We start from the raw sequence: 17705 nt of genomic DNA on the forward strand, positions 1-17705 counted from the left end.
GCGCTGCAGCATGGTTATAGTGACAGTAGATTAGCAATTTGATAAGCCTGTTAACATATCATGTTAGCCTATCGTCAATCTTCTGACGCTTCGCCATAATGTAGGCTTTTTCATCGTATACAAAAACTATTCAAAGCAACAATATTTGTACAACCTGCAGCTAGCGCTTAGGCTAATTGACAAAATGTCGCACACTTCTATAGTGGGCAAGCCTTTTCGCCGGCGCGGTATGCGCAGCAATGACTTTACGTCCCAACCCGAATTCGAAAGGAGGCCAGCATGGCTGACAGGAAAGCGACATTGACGGTAGACGGTCTGGATAAACCGATCGAGCTACCCATGTATTCCGGCACACTTGGCCCCGACGTCATCGACGTACGCGGTTTAGGCGCTGAAGGCCTGTTCACCTACGACCCCGGCTTTATGGCCACTTCTTCCTGCCAGTCTGCCATCACTTATATTGATGGCGGCAAGGGCGTGCTGCTACACCGCGGCTACCCGATTGATCAACTGGCCAAAGAGTCCAATTTCGTAGAAGTGTGCTACACCCTGCTGTTTGGTGAGTTACCCAACGACGAGCAGTACGCGGATTTTGAATCGCGCATTCGCAACCACACCATGGTTCACGATCAGATCAACAACTTCTTTAAAGGGTTCCGCCGCGATGCCCACCCGATGTCTATTTTGTGCGGTGTAGTGGGCGGCTTAGCGGCCTTCTACCACGACCACATGGACATCACTCAAGAGGAAGATCGCGTGATCAGCGCGATCCGCCTGATCGCCAAGATGCCTACCCTGGCGGCAATGTCCCATAAGTATAATGTGGGTCAGCCCTTTAACTACCCGCGCAACGATCTGACCTATGCAGAGAACTTCCTCTACATGATGTTCAGCAACCCTTGCGAAGAGTACAAAATCAACCCGGTATACGCGAAAGCCATGGATCGCATCTTCATGCTGCATGCGGATCACGAGCAGAACGCCTCTACCTCGACTGTACGCTTGGCAGGCTCCACGGGGGCCAACCCATTCGCTTGTATTAGCGCAGGTATCGCGGCACTTTGGGGCCCCGCTCACGGCGGCGCCAACGAAGCCGTGCTGGCTATGCTCGACGAAATCGGTGAAGACTCCGAAGAGAACATCCAGCGCTTTGTTGATAAAGCCAAGGATAAGGACGACCCGTTCAAGCTAATGGGCTTTGGTCACCGCGTGTATCGCAACTTTGACCCGCGCGCCAAGGTAATGAAAGAGACCTGCGACGAAGTACTTGCAGAGCTCGGCATGGCCGACGACCCTCAGCTTAAAATCGCCAAGCGTCTTGAGCAAATTGCCCTAGAAGACGAGTACTTCATCGAGCGGAAGCTGTACCCGAACGTTGATTTCTACTCAGGCATCATTTTGAAAGCCATGGGTATCCCCACCAATATGTTCACCGTGATCTTCGCGGTATCGCGCACTATTGGCTGGATCTCGCATTGGCACGAAATGCTCAGCGAAAGCTACAAAATCGGTCGTCCGCGCCAGCTCTATATTGGCCACGACCAGCGTGACTATCCGAAAAAATAAACCATCCCCGCTTGACAGTACGATCAAAGGCCACCTTCGGGTGGCCTTTTGCGTATGGGCTGATTAACGCTCTGGTTCATAGACCACCAACGCACCACCACATGCGCTCGCGACCATTCACTAACCTACCAGATGCCTTGAGCAAGCTCTCCCCTTAGAGACCACCCCTTGCCCCTTCTGAGCCTAGGACGCTGCGATAGCCGGATGCAACATTGAAGGACGTCAAAAACGCCTAATTCGACTCCATTATCGCTTGACTTTTTTGCTTCTGGATCCTGCTCAAGGTTTTCCACACTATCTGTGGATAACCCTGTTCACAACCACTTCAAAACGTCCCGAAATCGCCATGGGCAGTGGGCCAGCCTTAAATTGGTTATTTTTTAACCTCCTGTAAGTCATTGTTTTTTAAAGACTTAAGTTCTGTTAAAGATTTTTTGCGTCAACAACAAGGGGTTGTGCACAACCTTTAAGCCAGAATCGCAAAAGTGGACAAGTCAAGCACAAAATCGTCCAAAAATTGTCGATTTGTAGCTCTTTTGTGAACAGCGGGAATACAAAAAGCCAGCAAATGAGAAGACTCATTGCCAGAGAAATAAACGATTAGGGAGGGATGCTGAATTAGTGGCGTCCCATAGGGGGTTCGAACCCCTGTTACCGCCGTGAAAGGGCGGTGTCCTAGACCACTAGACGAATGGGACGTATATCGAGCTGCTTCGCGAAAGGTACTGATAACAAGTACTACTAATTGGTGGAGCCTAGCGGGATCGAACCGCTGACCTCAACACTGCCAGTGTTGCGCTCTCCCAGCTGAGCTAAGGCCCCACATGTCGCGAAGACGGAGCGTATAATACTGATTCCGCTGGCCTTCGTCAACAGAAAAAACGCCAATTTCCTAAGGATGAGAAATTGGCGCTAGCGCTATCTCATGCGCGGTTAGCTGATTTTACTAAACTATTTCACGAAGCGATCTCACGAAATTCTTTTTCAAAGCGCTTGGCCTGCTTTTTCGAGACGCCGCCCAATACCTCTATCGCACTACGCAGGCGTGCCCGGGTAACGTCTGAACCCAGAATCGCCATGGCGTCCATCACTGAGGTGCTGGACGCGCTGCCGGTAATGGCAATAAACACCGGCGCCAGAAAGGCTTTCATTTTCAAGTCAAAGTGCTCAGCCAGCGTTTTCACCTCGTTCAACAGCGCCTCTTTATGCCAAGCCGAAACGCCCTCGAATCGCCAAACAAGGAATTGAAGCAGTTTGACCAGCTCCTCTTCCTCGAGCTTCACGCTATCAAACGACGCTTTTGTTAGCGCCGGAAGACCAGAGAAGAAGTGCCCTGCCAACGGCATTACCTGGGAGAGCGTCTCTACCCGTGGTCGCACCTGCGGCAGTATCTGCTTAACGTAAGCTTCATTGAAAGCCCAGTCACGCAGTGCGCTCAACAGTGCATCATCATCCAGGTCTTCACGGATATACACACCGTTTAACCAGGTCAGTTTCTCCAGATCAAATACAGGGCCACCTAACGAGACACGCTGAACGTCAAACTCCGCCATCATCTCTTGTAGACTGAATTTCTCGCGCTCATCAGGCATCGACCACCCCATCCGCCCCAAGTAGTTGGTAACGGCCTGGGGTAAAAAGCCCATCCGACGATAATAATTGATGGAGGTCGGGTTTTTGCGCTTAGAGAGTTTGGATTTATCGGGGTTGCGCAGCAACGGCATGTGACAAAGTTGCGGCATTTGCCAACCAAAATACTCATACAGCAGTTGGTGCTTTGGTGCGGAGTTAATCCACTCTTCCCCACGCAGCACATGGGTGATCGCCATTAGATGATCGTCGACCACATTGGCGAGGTGATAAGTGGGCATGCCGTCTGATTTAAGCAGAATTTGCGCGTCCACCTGCGCCCACTCCACTTCAATCGTACCGCGCAGCATATCGTTGACCACACAAACGCCTTCGGCAGGCACATTCATGCGCACTACATAAGGCCAGCCTTCCTGTTCACGGCGTGCTTGCTCCTGGCTCTCCAATGCTAAGTCAGCAGGCTTCAATGCCAGGTGCAAGCCCGCAGCCTTGCGGGTTTCACGCAGTTCATCAAGCTCTTCACTGGTGCGGTAACACTTAAATGCATGCCCGGCATCCAACAACTGCTGGGCGTATTGAGCATATATATCGCCACGCTCGCTTTGCCGATAAGGGCCGTGGGGGCCGCCAACATCCGGGCCTTCATCCCACTCAAGACCCAGCCAGCGCAGTGAATCGAGAATCATCTGCTCCGACTCAGGAGTAGAGCGCACCCGATCAGTGTCTTCAATACGAAGAATGAATTGGCCACCGTGCTGACGCGCAAAACATAGGTTAAAAAGCGCGATGTAGGCCGTGCCAACGTGGGGGTCTCCTGTGGGAGAAGGTGCAATGCGAGTACGTACGGTCATGAAAACGTCCTATTGGCAAAAATGCATGGCGATATTATACGCACCTTAGGCGCAACCAACAGCGTCGCGCAGGGAACGACTAGCGCAAGAAAGCGTCAGAGAAATTAACTCAACGTTATTTGTCCACTAATGCGCGCTAAAGCACAATCGCTTAGTATGGCACTGCAGCAACATCTTGGGTGCATACCCCAAGCTTGAGATAGACCAATAAAAGTATGTTCATAGCTCCACTATCTATATTAGAGAAATTTATAGTGGAAGACATTCAACGAGCTTGTTAGCTCATCATCAGGAAGACGAAATGGAATCGCTAGGCTCACGTATCAAGCAACTGCGGCTTAGGGCCAAGCTCAACAAAGCTGCTCTCGCACGCAAAGTTGGCGTGTCAGATGTCACCATTTCTTATTGGGAATCTGGGGCGATCAAACAGATCGGTCACGAACGCCTTGTGGCGCTCGCTGATGCACTCGACTGCTCCCTGGCAACTCTATTGGAAGGTGATAGCGCCCCCGAGCTATTAACGTTGACCCATACTGGTCCCCTCCCCTGGGAACAGGTACAGGCAACGACCATTAAAGTGCCCAGTCACCTCCCGCTGAACATCGACTGGAAAGCACCGTGCGTAATGGCAACACCCGGCCCAGGTACAGATTTTTCACCCGTTAATGCTGGCGATCTTCTGCTACTCGGGCCGACCCATGTGTTTCACAAAGCGGGCCACTATGTAGTGCAACGCGACGATCGTTTCGTTATTGAGCACTTCACAAAAGCCCCAAGCGACACATCGATTCATGCAGTACTGCTAGCCCATTGGCATCCTGCCTAAAGCGTCTACCTCCCCGGACTCTCTAGCACCTCCACCTGGTCACGCGTTTGCCTTGGCTCACTCCCCACCAAGAAGCGTCGTGAGTAGGTGGCCACTTGGCCCAGCCCATGGCGGGATTGATTTACCAGCTCTCCCGCCAGGTGCTGGCCCTCGTGGCCAATACGCGCTTGAACGGCTTCCGGCTGCACACTGCCTTCGGAAACCTCAACCTGTACTATATAGCCACCATCGGGTAAGCCACTGCCAGGGCCAAATGGTCCCGCTGCGAACACGCCATTCTCTATACGCGTCCGCTCACGCCAACGCACGCTGCTGATCTCGCGTTCGACAATAATCTGTACCAGCGTTTCATCGGGCAAGTTGCTCTCGCCTTCCACCATTAAACGCCGATCACTGCGCAGCGATACATGCGCCATTATCTCGACGACAAGAGGCGCCACCTCTTCTGCCGCAGCCACGTCTATCTCAGCAGCTGTGGGCTCAGGGGCTGATGTTTGTTCTGCAGTTGATACCGACTCACTCGGCTCGTCTGTTTCGCCACAGCCTACCAGTAGCGCAACGGATATCATGAACACACCAACACTGCTTAATACATTGCGCATATGCACTCCAAAATATTGCCCCGGAGCCTGTCAGGCTTGACCGATCGTCGCGAAAAGCACACGAATTTGCAGTAGATCCGCATTCAGTCTGACAGGCTCCTAGCAGCTTACCACTGCATAGCCGCCACCACAGTGGAATACTTGTATTGGCCCCGCGACAGGCACCGCTTCAGGTACAATATGCTTATCATGCTAACAAGACACTTTTAGGAGCAGCGGCTTTGGACATCATTTGGTGGTTGGCCTATATAGCACTGGGCGGTTTTGTGGGCTTGATGGCGGGCTTATTGGGGATTGGTGGCGGCGGCATTATGGTGCCAATTCTGACGTCGCTTTTCGTACTCCAAGGCGTGCCCCACGAGCACCTTGCCCACTTGGCTTTAGGCACCGCCATGGCGGCCATCATTCCCGCCTCTACCGCTAGCCTGCTTTCCCACCATCGGCACGGAGCCGTTCGCTGGGACATCGTGCGCTTTATTACCCCTGGCATATTAATCGGCACCTTTTTGGCGACCTTTATCGCTGCGCTGCTGCCCACCCGCGGCCTTGCCATCTTTTTCGCCTGCTTTATGGTGCTAATGTCGCTCCAGATGCTGGCAAACATCAAGCCCAAACCGAGCCGCGGCTTACCCGGCCCTATCGGCGTAAGCGGTGTGGGGTTGGGCATCGGTGGCATTTCCGCGCTCGTTGCTATTGGCGGTGGCTCACTAACAGTGCCCTTCCTCACCTGGTGTAACGTCATGCTACCCCGAGCAATAGGCACCTCAGCAGCCGTAGGACTCCCTATCGCAGTTGCTGGTGCACTTGGCTACATAATCAACGGATGGTCTATCCAAGGACTGCCCAGTGCAGCGCTCGGCTACGTTTACCTGCCCGCGCTACTGCTCATGGCGCCCTTCAGTATCCTAACGGCTCCCATCGGAGCAAAATTAGCGCATAGGCTGCCCGTCAAACTTCTCAAACGAGTATTCGCGTTTATGCTGATGGGGCTGGCACTGCAGATGGTGTATGCGGTGTTTACTGCTTAAACCCAGGCTTTAGCGTAAGGTCCTTTCTCGGAATGCTAAAATGGGCAGTATATGAGAAACTGCCGTCCTTTTTACGGCGCTTGCGAATCGTTGCCATACTTGCCTCTCAGATGTACCAAATCAAAAGCGGCTCAAGTACCAAATATGTACCAACGAACCATGTAAAACGCCGCTTAACTACTGTAAATATGAACAGCTATGAATGATACCACAACCGCGCAAACCCGCATGAAGTCTGGCATTTTCCGCCCGGAGCTGGATAGAACTTTCTCCGTAGCGCCCATGATGGATTGGACAACCCGCGATTACAGAGCGCTAGCACGCACCTTAACCAAGCGTGCGCTGCTGTATACCGAGATGGTCACTACCGGTGCGATTTTGCACGGGACGCCCCGTGAGCGCTTTTTGGGCTATAACGAGGTGGAGCATCCGCTTGCACTGCAGTTAGGCGGCAGCGACGCCGGTGAGCTGGCTGAGTGCGCAGCGATTGCCGAAGCCTGGGGCTATGACGAGGTGAACCTGAACGTCGGCTGCCCGAGTGACCGCGTGCAGAACAACCTGATTGGCGCGTGCTTGATGGGCTACCCCGAAAAGGTGGCAGAGGCAGTGCGGGCAATGCAGGCTGCGGTGTCTATTCCGGTCACGGTGAAGTGCCGTATTGGTATTGATGACCAGGATGAGGACGCTGATCTTGAGCGGTTTATCGCTATCGTTGCTGACGCAGGCTGCGAGGTGTTTACCGTTCACGCCCGTAAGGCGTGGCTGCAGGGTTTGTCGCCCAAACAGAACCGCGATGTGCCGCCGCTTAACTACCCCCGTGTTCACCGTCTAAAGCAGAGCCGCCCTGAATTGCATATTGGCATTAACGGCGGGATTAAAACGCTGGCGGAGTGCCAAGCGCAGCTTACCCATGTGGATAGCGTGATGGTGGGGCGTGAGGCGTATCAAAACCCGTGGCTGCTCGCTGGTGTCGATGAACAGTTGTTTGGTGAGCAAGGCCCGGCAGAGAGCCGTTTGGATGCTGCGAACGCTTTCCGGCCGTATATTCAGCAGCGCTTGGATGAAGGCGCGAAGCTGAATCATATTACCCGCCACCTGCTGGGTTTATTCCAGGGTTGCCCCGGCGGCAGGCGCTTCCGGCGTCATTTGTCAGAACACGCCCATAAAGAAGGCGCAGGATTGCGCCTATTTGATGAAGCGTTAAGTTTAGTGCGTGAGCCAGAGGCTCAAGACACACAGCCCGCCGCCCTTTCTGCCCCCCTTCCCGCTTAAGCGTTGAAGGTGTGGACGGCGCGCCGTGTGCTTAAAAAGTCACGCGTTAGCCGCCTTTCACGCCTTTAGCGATGCGGTCGCCGACTTCCTGGTCAATATTGCGCCAATACTCAAACGCACGCTGAAGCACCGGCTCCGTAACACCATCCGATAGATGACCAACAACGTTCGACACCAAACGGTCACGCTGGGCGTCATCCATCACTTCACGCACCAGGGTATGGGCCTGCCCCCAATCGTCGTCATCGCGGCGCAGGGTGTAGGCGGTGCGCACAAAGTCACCACTCACTTCCCAGGTGTTATCCATAGGGTAGCGCTCAGCATCGGCAGAGGGGCCGCCTTTCGAGTTGGGTGCATAAACCGGGTCGGTGACATTTTGCACCCGCATCGCGCCATCTTTAGTGTAGCTGTGCACCGGCGACTTCGGCGAATTCACCGGGATCTGCTTATAGTTCACGCCAAGCCGCGCGCGGTGGGCATCGGCGTAGGAGAACCCACGCGCCAGCAGCATTTTATCAGGGCTTAAACCGGTACCTGGTACCATATTATTGGGCTCAAATGCCGCTTGCTCGATCTCGGTGTGATAATCCGTGGGATTACGATCCAAGATGAGTTTACCCACTTCAATCATCGGGTAGTCCGCATGGGGCCACACTTTGGTCAGATCGAAGGGGTTATAACGGTAGGTCTTCGCCTCTTCAAACGGCATGATCTGCACTTTCAGCGTCCAGCTGGGGTGATCGCCATTTTTAAGGGCTTGATAGAGGTCGCGGGTATGGTAGTCAGCGTCTGCGCCAGCCATTTTGTCCGCTTCTTCCTGGGTGAGGAAATCGATTCCCTGGTCGGTTTTAAAATGGTACTTGACCCAAAACCGCTCACCCTCTGCGTTGATCCACATATAAGTATGGCTGGAATAGCCGTTCATATGACGCCAGGTTTTCGGGATACCCCGATCCCCCATCAGCCAAGCCACTTGGTGAGCCGATTCAGGCGACAGCGTCCAGAAATCCCACTGCATATCATGGTCACGAAGATTGGTATCTGCGCGGCGCTTTTGCGAGCGGATAAAGTGCTGAAACTTCATCGGGTCGCGAATAAAGAACACCGGTGTATTGTTCCCCACCATGTCGAAGTTGCCTTCTGTGGTGTAGAACTTGATCGAGAACCCGCGCGGATCACGCCATGTGTCCGGGCTACCCCGTTCGCCGGCCACGGTTGAGAAGCGCATCAGTGTTTCAGTGGTCGTGCCCGGCTGGAACACGGCTGCCTTGGTGTACTTGCTGACATCATGAGTCACTTCAAAGCGCCCAAAACCGCCGCCACCTTTGGCGTGAGGCTGACGCTCGGGAATACGTTCACGGTTAAAGTTTGCCATCTGCTCAATCAAGTAGTGATCGTTGAGCAGAATCGGGCCGTTGGGTCCTATGGTAAGCGAGTGTTCGTCACTGGTGACCGGTATACCCGCATCTGTCGTGGTGTGATTAGGTTTATCGCTCGTCATCGCTTTTCCTCCATGTCACGGTAGACGTGGCGTTTGATCGCCACTCGTTCGAGTCCGATGAAAGCTTAGCTATTTGTTTTGGGTGTTATCATTTTGAGTAGCCGCTAACAAAGCCCGTCCTTAGGTATAGTCAAATGGCTACTGACTTGCCATTTATAGTAGCTAATCCTTAACTATTGAAGCGATAGCGTTGAGTTATGAACTACGATTAATAAAACGAATCAGGTGGCGGCACCAAGCTTGAGTTAAAGCTCTCAATAGCCGTTTCTGCCTCATCAATTTCATCAAAACGGGCAATATGGAATAGCGCCTCTCCTTCATTGGCCAGCGGCAAGCGACTCATGCCAATCACAATACCGTCGGCAGCGGCGCGCACTTCGCCTTCATCATTGCCAAAAGGGTCAGCGACTTTGCCCAGCACCTCGCCTTTCGCAACGCGGGCGCCTAGGCGCACCTTGGGGCGCAAAATGCCGTCGATAGGTGCCCGAGCCCAGCTTGACCCTTTGGCAAGCTCCGCGGGTGCTGGCGTGCGGCGGCGTTGTTCGCCGGTCAGCATGCCTAGTCGGCGCATGACTCGCAGCACACCGCGAACCCCTGGGGCAATCGCCCACTCGTCAAAACGCAGCGCCTCGCCGGCTTCATAGGTCAGCACTGGAATCCCGCGGTTCTGAGCGTAGTGGCGCAGGCTACCTTCACGCAGTTCCGCATTTAGCACTACGGGCGCACCGAAAGCATCGGCCATACGCTCGGTTTCGCTTCCAGGACGGAGCTGGGCACGAATTTGCGGCAGATTAGTGCGGTGGATTGCACCGGTATGTAGGTCAATAATATGGGTAGCGTGATCGACGATTTGTTCGCGAAACAGATTTGCAATACGGCCGCCAAGTGACCCCGACTCGCTGCCTGGAAAACAGCGATTTAGATCACGCCGATCAGGCAAATAGCGGGTTTGCTGCAAGAAACCAAGTACGTTTACAACCGGCACAGCGATCAAGGTACCGCGGATACTACTAATCGCTTTCGCGCGCAGTACCCGGCGGACAATCTCCACGCCGTTGATTTCATCGCCGTGAATGCCACCACATACCAACAGCACTGGTCCATCCTTACGGCCATGAACGACTTCGACAGGAATATGCAGGGGCGTATGGGTATATAAGCGCGCCACCGGCACATCAACTTGTAAGCGTTGGCCGGGCATAATGGTATGTTCGCCCAGCTGAAAAGGAGCTCGCGCCATGCTTTCTGTCCTGTTTTTTTAATTCGTTTTGCTCACGACATTAGGGCCAGTTTCATTGCCTGTTTATACGCTTTCAGTCGTGAAATGACGAATTTGTTAACCCACGTTATGAGATGGCTCATTTAACCATACAGTTTTGAATGTAAATGTTCTCCCTCTTAGGTTAAAATATGACCATACTGTGTCGATAATGAGGTTGCATTTCCATGGCAAGAAAGACCAAAGCAGAAGCGGCTGCTACACGAGAAGCACTGCTTGAAGCTGCTGAAGAGGTATTTTTTGCCAAGGGCGTGGCGCGCACCTCCTTAGAGCAAATTGCTCGCCATGCAGGCCTTACTCGCGGCGCCGTTTATTGGCACTTTAAAAACAAAGGCGACCTGTTCATGGCGCTGGTTGAACAGGTGCGTATGCCCTTCCAATCGCTGATGGATGAGGTCGACAAAGCCGACGCCGAATTATCACCATTGGAGTCTATACGACTGGCCTGCCATGCGGGTTTAGTGCGCCTTGAGCAACCTTCTTATCAGCGAATACTCTCCATCCTGCTGCATCGCTGCGAGTTCTTCAGCGATATTAACCCGCTCGACATGCAGGAGCAGATCGGCAACGAGTGTTTTGAAGAGATGCTGAATGTCTTTGTGCTCGCTGAGCAGCAACAATTGTTGCGCGAAGACCTTAGCCCCGAAATTGCAACGCGCTTGATGCAGTCCATGCTGGGAGGCCTGTTCCACGACTGGCTACGTAACCCCGGAGCTTTTTCGATTCGGGAACGCGGTGGCGAGCTGATTGATACCTCTATTCGCATGATGCAGCGTTAAACATTGCACCCACTCTCGCTGCAATGCAGCAAGTATGCTTATACTGGCCCCACTGTTCTAGCCGTGTGAGTACCCTATGGATGCCTTGGAGTTTGTTCGCATACGCGAATTAGAAGTCGCCGTACGCATTTGGAACCCTACTGCCCCCCGCACTTTGATCGCCTGGCATGGCTTTGCTCGTCACGGTGGCGACTTTAGCGCGCTGGCGCGGGAACTCGGCAGTGAATGGCGGATTATCGCCCCAGACACCCCGGGCCGCGGCTTATCAAGCTGGTCGCTTTTCCCTGCTCACGACTACCTTTATAGCCATTACGTGACAGTAGCAATCGCACTGCTTGACCACTTTGAACTCGATTACATCGATTGGCTGGGCACCTCGATGGGTGGCCTGCTAGGTATGTTGATCGCCGCTGACCCACAACACAGTGGGCGTATTTCCCGGCTGATTCTTAACGATGTGGGCCCCGAGCTGAACACGCAGGGTCTTATTGGTCTCTCCAGCTATTTCGGCGTTACCCACCGCTTCTCTAACTTCAGCGAACTCCAACAAGAGCTCAATCAGCACTACGCTAGTTTCGGTATTACCGGTGAATCCGCATGGCGCGAACTAGCGCTCAACAGTGCCCGTCGGTTACCGGATGGTAGTTGGACGTATCACTTTGATCCGCGCATCGGCGAGCAGTTTGTACACGATACGCCGCGCGACATGTGGGCAGACTGGGCGAACATTCGCTGCCCGACGATGGTGATACGCGGTGAGGAGTCCACACTTTTAGACCCGGAAACACTACCGCGGATGACCGCAGCACAGCCTAAGCTTGTGACGCTTACAGTGCCTGACTGTGGTCATGCGCCCATGCTGGATAAACCAGCACAGGTAGACCCCATTCACGACTTTTTAAACCGCCCCGCACCTCGTCCTACCTCCGTTGATAAGACGCAAAACGCCACTGTCTGGCAGCGTGCAGTGCAGTGGCTGACACAGCAGTGGCGGCGTTGGAAATAACCGGGATGCCTAGCATTTAGGCTTCCCGGTGACGCCCTTCAGATAGAACGTCGTATTAGTGGGAGGTGGAGTAATGGGTTGAGTGGCGATTTTTCTGGTTTAGCCGCAGTCTATTCAAACGAACTCGCGTTTCGAGATACGCCTTCTCAGAGACGCTGCGATAGGCGCCCTCTTCAGGTAAGTACTTCACCAGCACTCGGCGCTCCCCCTGTACAGGTAGGGCATCGTGCTTGCTCAGCAGTTTGACCCTGCTATTGGGCTCATTATCAATGACTGCGAACGCCTGCCCACCAGTACCTTCGCGCTCAGTCACCACCACCGTTTGCCCCAGTAAACAGCGGCGCGTGAAGGGGCGATAACGGTGCAGCCCACGGTGCAAGGCCTGGCAGAGCATAGCCGCCAAAGGCGAAGCAACCACCAGCGTAGCCCATAGCACCAGCACCCCTACCGGTATACGTATCAAGCCAAGCGGTAGCCACCGCAATACCAGTAGTTCGATCACCAATGTAAGCACTGCTGCAATGGTCAGAATCACCGTCAAGGCCAGCGTCGCGGGAACCCCAGCGAAGCCTAGAGAAACCAGCGTGCTGGCGAGATGGTCTTCTTTGAGGCTATCGCGTTCAAACAGCTCCAGAGGGGCTAAACGGATAATCACTAACAGCCAGTAAAGAGCCAACAACCCGAGTAGCAACGTAAAGACGATGGTCGGAAACTGCGTAGCAGCGTGCAGTAGATCGTTCATGATGGCGCCTCCCCCGGTACTTAGCCGGTGATGTATTGTTACTTCCAGCTTAGTCCAGATTAGCTTTTGGGCGCCACCTCTACCTTGATCTTAGTCAGCTAGCTTGATTATCGTGACCGCAATAAAAAGCGGGTGCCATCCGAAGATAGCACCCGCCTGTTCTTGATGGTGGTTAATCGCTAAGGACTAGGCTTTGTCATGCTCAAGTGCCGACTGTGAGCTATCATGCCTATTCCCTTTCATCTTGCGACCTAGCCAATCAGAAACGGTTGCAATCATGGCGTAGAAGCTGGGAATAAACAGGCTGCCCAAGGTGGCAACTGAGAACATACCCATAGCGACCGTGGTACCAATGTGATGACTGCTCACGTCGCTGGCACCGGTCGCCAATGCGAGCGGTAAGGTACCAAAGATAAATGCCAGGGAGGTCATCACGATGGGACGAAAGCGCAGCTCTGCTGCTGTAATCGCCGCTTCACGGATTGATTTTCCCTGCTCCTTACGCTGCAGTTCGGCGAATTCGACAATCAGGATGGCATTCTTCGCCGCAAGCCCGACCACCACCAACATGCCGATCTGCACATACACACTGGTGTCCAGCCCGCGCAACGCGATACCCCCAATACCCCCCAGGAAAGCAAAAGGCGTTGCAGTCAATACCGCTAGCGGTAAAGACCAACTCTCATACTGAGCCGCCAGGATCAGGAAGACCATCAATAGGCCGAAGACAATCGCTAGCGTCGCGGCGCTGCCCATATTGGACTCTTGGTATGCGGTACCCGTCCAGCCCATGCCCCAGTTGCTGCCCAGCGCTTCCTCCACGACTTCGTTCATTGCTTCGATCGCCTGAGCTGAGCTATAACCAGCAGCTGGCTCACCCTGGAACATTGCACCGGCATAAACGCCGAAACGGGACACTACCGACGGACCGGTTTGGCGCTCAAGCTCGACAAATTCAGAGAGCGGAATACGTTCGCCATTTCCGCCACGCACGTAAACGCTGCTGACGTCTTCCGGCGTCTTCCGGAATTCATCTTCGTTTTGTAGATAGACCTGAAAATTACGGTTTTGATAGCTGAAGTAGTTCACAAAGCCGTTACCAAAGGTATTACCCAGAGCCGAGTTAATGTTCTCCAGCGCCACGCCGTAACTTAATGCTTTTTGCTGATCAATGTTGGCACGATAAGACGGGACATTAACGTTGAACGTTGTAAATACCCGGTTCAAGGCAGGATGCTGGTTAGCTTTCTGCATGATTTGCAGCGATGCTTCATACAGCTCACGTGCCGATGCACCATCAAAGGACTGCAAGTAGCCGGTAAAACCACCAGTGGTCGAAAGCCCCATGATAGGTGGCAAGTTAAAGGCCATCGCGGAACCACCATCAATACTTGCGCCCAACCCCATAATGCGCCCTACAAGTTCTGTGGCAGTCAAATCACGCTCAGACCAAGGGCTTAGATTGATAAACATTACCCCCCGAGCGGTATTCACGGAACTCGACAAAATGTCATAGCCCGCCACCGCGGAGGAGTATTCCACACCGGGAATATCTTCAATCGCTGCACTGAGTTTTGACATATAGCGCTGGGTGCGATCCAGCGACGCGGCGTCAGGAAGCGACACGCTGACCAGCACAACCCCCTGGTCGGTTTCCGGCACCAGCGTTGAAGGCGTATTGGCGTAGAGCCAGTAGGAACCAACCCCTGTCGCTACCGTGAGCGCTAATGCTAACACCCAAAACCGTACCAAGCCTTTTACGACCCACATATAGGCAGCGGTGATCCCCGCAAACAGTCGGTCAAACAGGCGTAGCGGTGTATTTAGGGCGCGTTTGAATTTGGACTGCCCGGCACCGGCGATTTTGTGCTTGATAAAAATCGCTGACAGAGCAGGGGTAAAGGTCAGCGCCATTAACGCCGAAATGGCCACCGAGATCGCCACGGTAATTGCAAACTGCTGGTAAATCTGCCCGGTAAAGCCGCCCAGGAAAGCCACGGGTACAAACACGGCTGCCATGATCAACGAGGTCGCAATCACCGGCCCGCCGACTTCTTTCATCGCCCGAATAGTCGCGTCGCGTACACTGATATCGTCCTCTTCACTCAGCACGCGCTCGACGTTTTCCACTACAAGAATGGCATCGTCGACCACTATCCCTATCGATAGCACCAAGGCAAATAGCGTCAGCAAGTTGATTGAAAAACCAAACATGTAGAAGCCTGCGAAGGTACCTACGACCGCAACCGGCACCACCGACATGGCAATCACGGTGAAACGCCAGTTCTGCAGGAAAATAAACAGAATGACGATAACGATCAGAAAGGCTTCAATAAAGGTGTGGAGCACCGTTTCCACGGAGGCATCAATAAACAGGGTGGTATCATAAGGGGCAACATACTCAAGCCCGGGCGGGAAGCGACCGGCTAGTTCCTCCATGGTATCCCGCACACCCTGCGCAGTTTCCAGCGCGTTAGCACCGGGCTGCTGGTTAATAATAATCGGCGTCATGGTTGAGCCGTTCAAACGCGCATCAACCCCGTAAAAAGATGCCCCAAGTTCAATACGCGCGACGTCTTCCAAGTGTAGCGAAGAGCCGTCGCTATTGGTGCGTAGGTAAATATTACGGAAGTCGTCGACATTATTAAGGCGGCCGCCAGCGGTAATCGTATAGGTGTACGCACGCGGCTCACTTTGCGGCGTCGATGCCAAATTGCCCGCAGGCACTTCAGTATTTTGTGCCCTAATCGCGCTGGCCACTTCACTGGGCGTCAGGTCGTACTGGGCCAACTTATCCGGATCCATCCAGATACGCATGGCAAACTCGCCGCCGCCCAACACCTCGGCATTACCCACACCCGGCACCTGGCGCAGTTCATCAAGCACGTTAAGGGTCGCGTAGTTCTGCATATAGATGTTGTCGTAGTCGCCATCAGGCGAGGTCAACGCGATAAACATCAAAATCGAGTCAGAGCGCAGCTCAACGGTGACACCTTGTGACTGCACGGCCTCAGGTAACTGCGAAAGCGCTCCCTGAACCCGGTTGTTGACGTTGATGGTGTTAATGTCGCCGTCGGTGCCGATGTCAAACGCCACGCTTAAGCTCATGAGGCCGTTATCGGCGCTGTTGGAGGTCATATAAAGCATGTTCTCAACGCCGTTAATGGCTTCGGCGATGGGAGCCGCCACCGTTTGCGCAACGGTTTCAGCGTCCGCCCCAGGGAACTGCGCTTGCACCGATACCGTCGGCGGCACCACGCTGGGGTACTGCTCAATCGGTAGAATACGCATGGACATCACGCCCACCAACGTCACGATAATCGCCAATACCGTGGCAAATATCGGGCGGCTGATGAAGAAGTTAGAGAAGTTCATTATTGCGCACCCTCTTCTCCTTCAGCGGGCTGGTCATCACCTGCCCCCTCTTCCATTGTCTCTGCCGCTTCAGACTGCTGTTGGGCCTCTTCTTGCTCCACATCTTCAACGATGTCCTCAGCGTTACCAGCAAACGGCTGAGGATCAATCACCATACCCGGCTCTAAACCAGCGGGGTCGCCGACCACTACACGCTCCCCCGGCTCAAGCCCCTCACGAATCAACTGCCATAGGCCAGCCACTTCGCCCAATGAAACAGTCCTTTCGCGGGCTTTGTCCTCGTCATCCAGGACAAACACTTGCGGGCCCATTAGCCCTTGGGTAACGGCAATTTCCGGGACTGCCATCACATCAAAACGCTTCAGGCCCTCGATGCGTACACGTACAAATTGGCCGGGCAGTACGGTCGCCTCAGGGTTTTCGAAGGTTGCGGATGCCTGCACGGTACTGGTGCCGCTATCGACTCGTGAGCCCAGGAAGTCCAAATGCCCTTCTAATTCGGAATCGCTGCCGCCACTCACGCCAGGAATGCTCAACCGCGCACGAATATCCGACGTATCACCGCCGTCACTCAACTGACGACGCAGCTCAAAGGCATCCCGCTGAGGCAGTTGGAAACGAACTTCCAGCGGATCCAGCGGGGTGATCGTAGCCAGCTCCGTACCCGAAGTCACCAAATTGCCCACGTTAACTTGGCTCAAACCGATCATGCCTGAGACAGGAGCCGTCACCTGGGAATAGCCTAAATCCAGGTTGGCACTGGTCAAAGCGGCTTCTGCTTGGGCGACGCTCGCCTGAGCTACTCGTTGGTCGGCCAACGCCTGATCATACTGCTGGCGACTCACTGAGTTTTGGCTTAATAACTGCTCGAAACGCTGGGCATCACGCTGGGCGCGGGCAAGCTCGGCACGAGCGCTCTGTAAATCGGCTTCACGCTGATTGACCGTGGCCTGGTAAAGATCGGGCTCGATGGTGTAAAGACGATCCCCCTCCTCCACCAACTGGCCGGGTTCAAAGTGGCGTTCCTCCAGAAACCCATTGACTCGGGCCACCAAAGTGACTTCATCATCACTGCGTAGCAGTGAGGGGTACGACTTATCCAACGGTATATCTTGACGCACCATTTCGGCCACTTCGACCTTATGAGGTGGAGCTTCTTGCTGGGCACCCTGTTGAGGCGCCTCGGCTTGTTCTTGACCGCAGGCTGAAAGTGCCAGCGCAGCTACTAGCGTCACCAGACTCGCTCGGCGTGAGTGAATCATCTTCTTCATACGTTGCATTCCCATAT

Annotated in this window: 13 protein-coding genes and 2 tRNA genes; 6 read left to right on the top strand and 9 right to left on the bottom strand. The window is 54.0% G+C overall.

Going from position 1 to position 17705, the window contains the following annotated elements; translation table 11 throughout:
* The first annotated feature begins 279 nt into the window (after positions 1-279).
* Entirely contained in the window at positions 280-1566 is a 1287-nt protein-coding gene (gene gltA, locus K7H09_RS09040) for a citrate synthase (protein ID WP_009287293.1), read from the top strand.
* Positions 1567-2188: 622 nt separating this feature from the next.
* Here the strand turns inward: gltA and K7H09_RS09045 are convergent.
* The 3 genes from K7H09_RS09045 to gltX form a co-directional block, all read right to left on the bottom strand.
* Positions 2189-2264 (bottom strand) — tRNA-Glu (locus tag K7H09_RS09045).
* Positions 2265-2312: 48 nt separating this feature from the next.
* Positions 2313-2388: transfer RNA gene (locus K7H09_RS09050), tRNA-Ala, on the bottom strand.
* Positions 2389-2522: 134 nt separating this feature from the next.
* On the bottom strand, positions 2523-4007 hold the full coding sequence (gltX, locus tag K7H09_RS09055; protein ID WP_009287292.1) for a glutamate--tRNA ligase: 1485 nt from the start codon (positions 4005-4007) through the stop codon (positions 2523-2525).
* A 301-nt stretch (positions 4008-4308) separates the two neighbouring features.
* On the opposite strand from gltX, the gene K7H09_RS09060 reads away from it, so the two are divergent.
* Positions 4309-4833 (top strand): helix-turn-helix domain-containing protein, encoded by a 525-nt coding sequence (locus K7H09_RS09060; RefSeq protein ID WP_176316289.1) that lies wholly within the window; start codon positions 4309-4311, stop codon positions 4831-4833.
* 5 nt (positions 4834-4838) lie between these two features.
* Here the strand turns inward: K7H09_RS09060 and K7H09_RS09065 are convergent, their stop codons facing one another.
* A complete protein-coding gene (locus tag K7H09_RS09065) occupies positions 4839-5435 on the bottom strand; it encodes a hypothetical protein (protein WP_041157863.1) in 597 nt (198 codons plus the stop codon).
* 221 nt (positions 5436-5656) lie between these two features.
* On the opposite strand from K7H09_RS09065, the gene K7H09_RS09070 reads away from it, so the two are divergent.
* Entirely contained in the window at positions 5657-6463 is an 807-nt protein-coding gene (locus K7H09_RS09070; RefSeq protein ID WP_039859307.1) for a sulfite exporter TauE/SafE family protein, read from the top strand.
* 198 nt (positions 6464-6661) lie between these two features.
* Positions 6662-7735 carry a tRNA dihydrouridine(20/20a) synthase DusA gene (dusA, locus tag K7H09_RS09075; RefSeq protein ID WP_041157862.1) on the top strand — a complete coding sequence of 358 codons (1074 nt, stop codon included), beginning with the start codon at positions 6662-6664 and terminating at the stop codon, positions 7733-7735.
* Positions 7736-7781: 46 nt separating this feature from the next.
* Here dusA and K7H09_RS09080 read toward each other — a convergent pair whose 3' ends face one another.
* Both K7H09_RS09080 and K7H09_RS09085 read right to left on the bottom strand, forming a co-directional pair.
* A complete protein-coding gene (locus K7H09_RS09080; protein WP_009287288.1) occupies positions 7782-9236 on the bottom strand; it encodes a catalase in 1455 nt (484 codons plus the stop codon).
* A 208-nt stretch (positions 9237-9444) separates the two neighbouring features.
* The gene (locus tag K7H09_RS09085) at positions 9445-10476 is read right to left on the bottom strand and encodes a succinylglutamate desuccinylase/aspartoacylase family protein (protein ID WP_009287287.1); all 1032 of its coding nucleotides are present in this window, start codon (positions 10474-10476) and stop codon (positions 9445-9447) included.
* Between the two features lie 206 nt (positions 10477-10682).
* On the opposite strand from K7H09_RS09085, the gene K7H09_RS09090 reads away from it, so the two are divergent.
* The gene (locus K7H09_RS09090; RefSeq protein WP_039859306.1) at positions 10683-11294 is read left to right on the top strand and encodes a TetR family transcriptional regulator; all 612 of its coding nucleotides are present in this window, start codon (positions 10683-10685) and stop codon (positions 11292-11294) included.
* A gap of 76 nt (positions 11295-11370) precedes the next feature.
* Positions 11371-12300 carry an alpha/beta fold hydrolase gene (locus K7H09_RS09095; RefSeq protein WP_009287286.1) on the top strand — a complete coding sequence of 310 codons (930 nt, stop codon included), beginning with the start codon at positions 11371-11373 and terminating at the stop codon, positions 12298-12300.
* 55 nt (positions 12301-12355) lie between these two features.
* Here K7H09_RS09095 and K7H09_RS09100 read toward each other — a convergent pair whose 3' ends face one another.
* The 3 genes from K7H09_RS09100 to K7H09_RS09110 form a co-directional block, all read right to left on the bottom strand.
* Complete coding sequence (locus K7H09_RS09100) at positions 12356-13042, bottom strand: hypothetical protein (RefSeq protein WP_009287285.1); 687 nt, start codon at positions 13040-13042, stop codon at positions 12356-12358.
* A gap of 186 nt (positions 13043-13228) precedes the next feature.
* Positions 13229-16417 carry an efflux RND transporter permease subunit gene (locus K7H09_RS09105; RefSeq protein WP_141439667.1) on the bottom strand — a complete coding sequence of 1063 codons (3189 nt, stop codon included), beginning with the start codon at positions 16415-16417 and terminating at the stop codon, positions 13229-13231.
* Positions 16417-17688 (bottom strand): efflux RND transporter periplasmic adaptor subunit, encoded by a 1272-nt coding sequence (locus K7H09_RS09110; RefSeq protein ID WP_230804480.1) that lies wholly within the window; start codon positions 17686-17688, stop codon positions 16417-16419. The genes K7H09_RS09105 and K7H09_RS09110 overlap by 1 nt, the downstream gene beginning before the upstream one ends.
* Positions 17689-17705: the final 17 nt, after the last annotated feature.

The sequence above is a fragment of the Halomonas sp. IOP_14 genome (genome assembly GCF_021021315.1).
Taxonomy (GTDB): domain Bacteria; phylum Pseudomonadota; class Gammaproteobacteria; order Pseudomonadales; family Halomonadaceae; genus Vreelandella; species Vreelandella titanicae.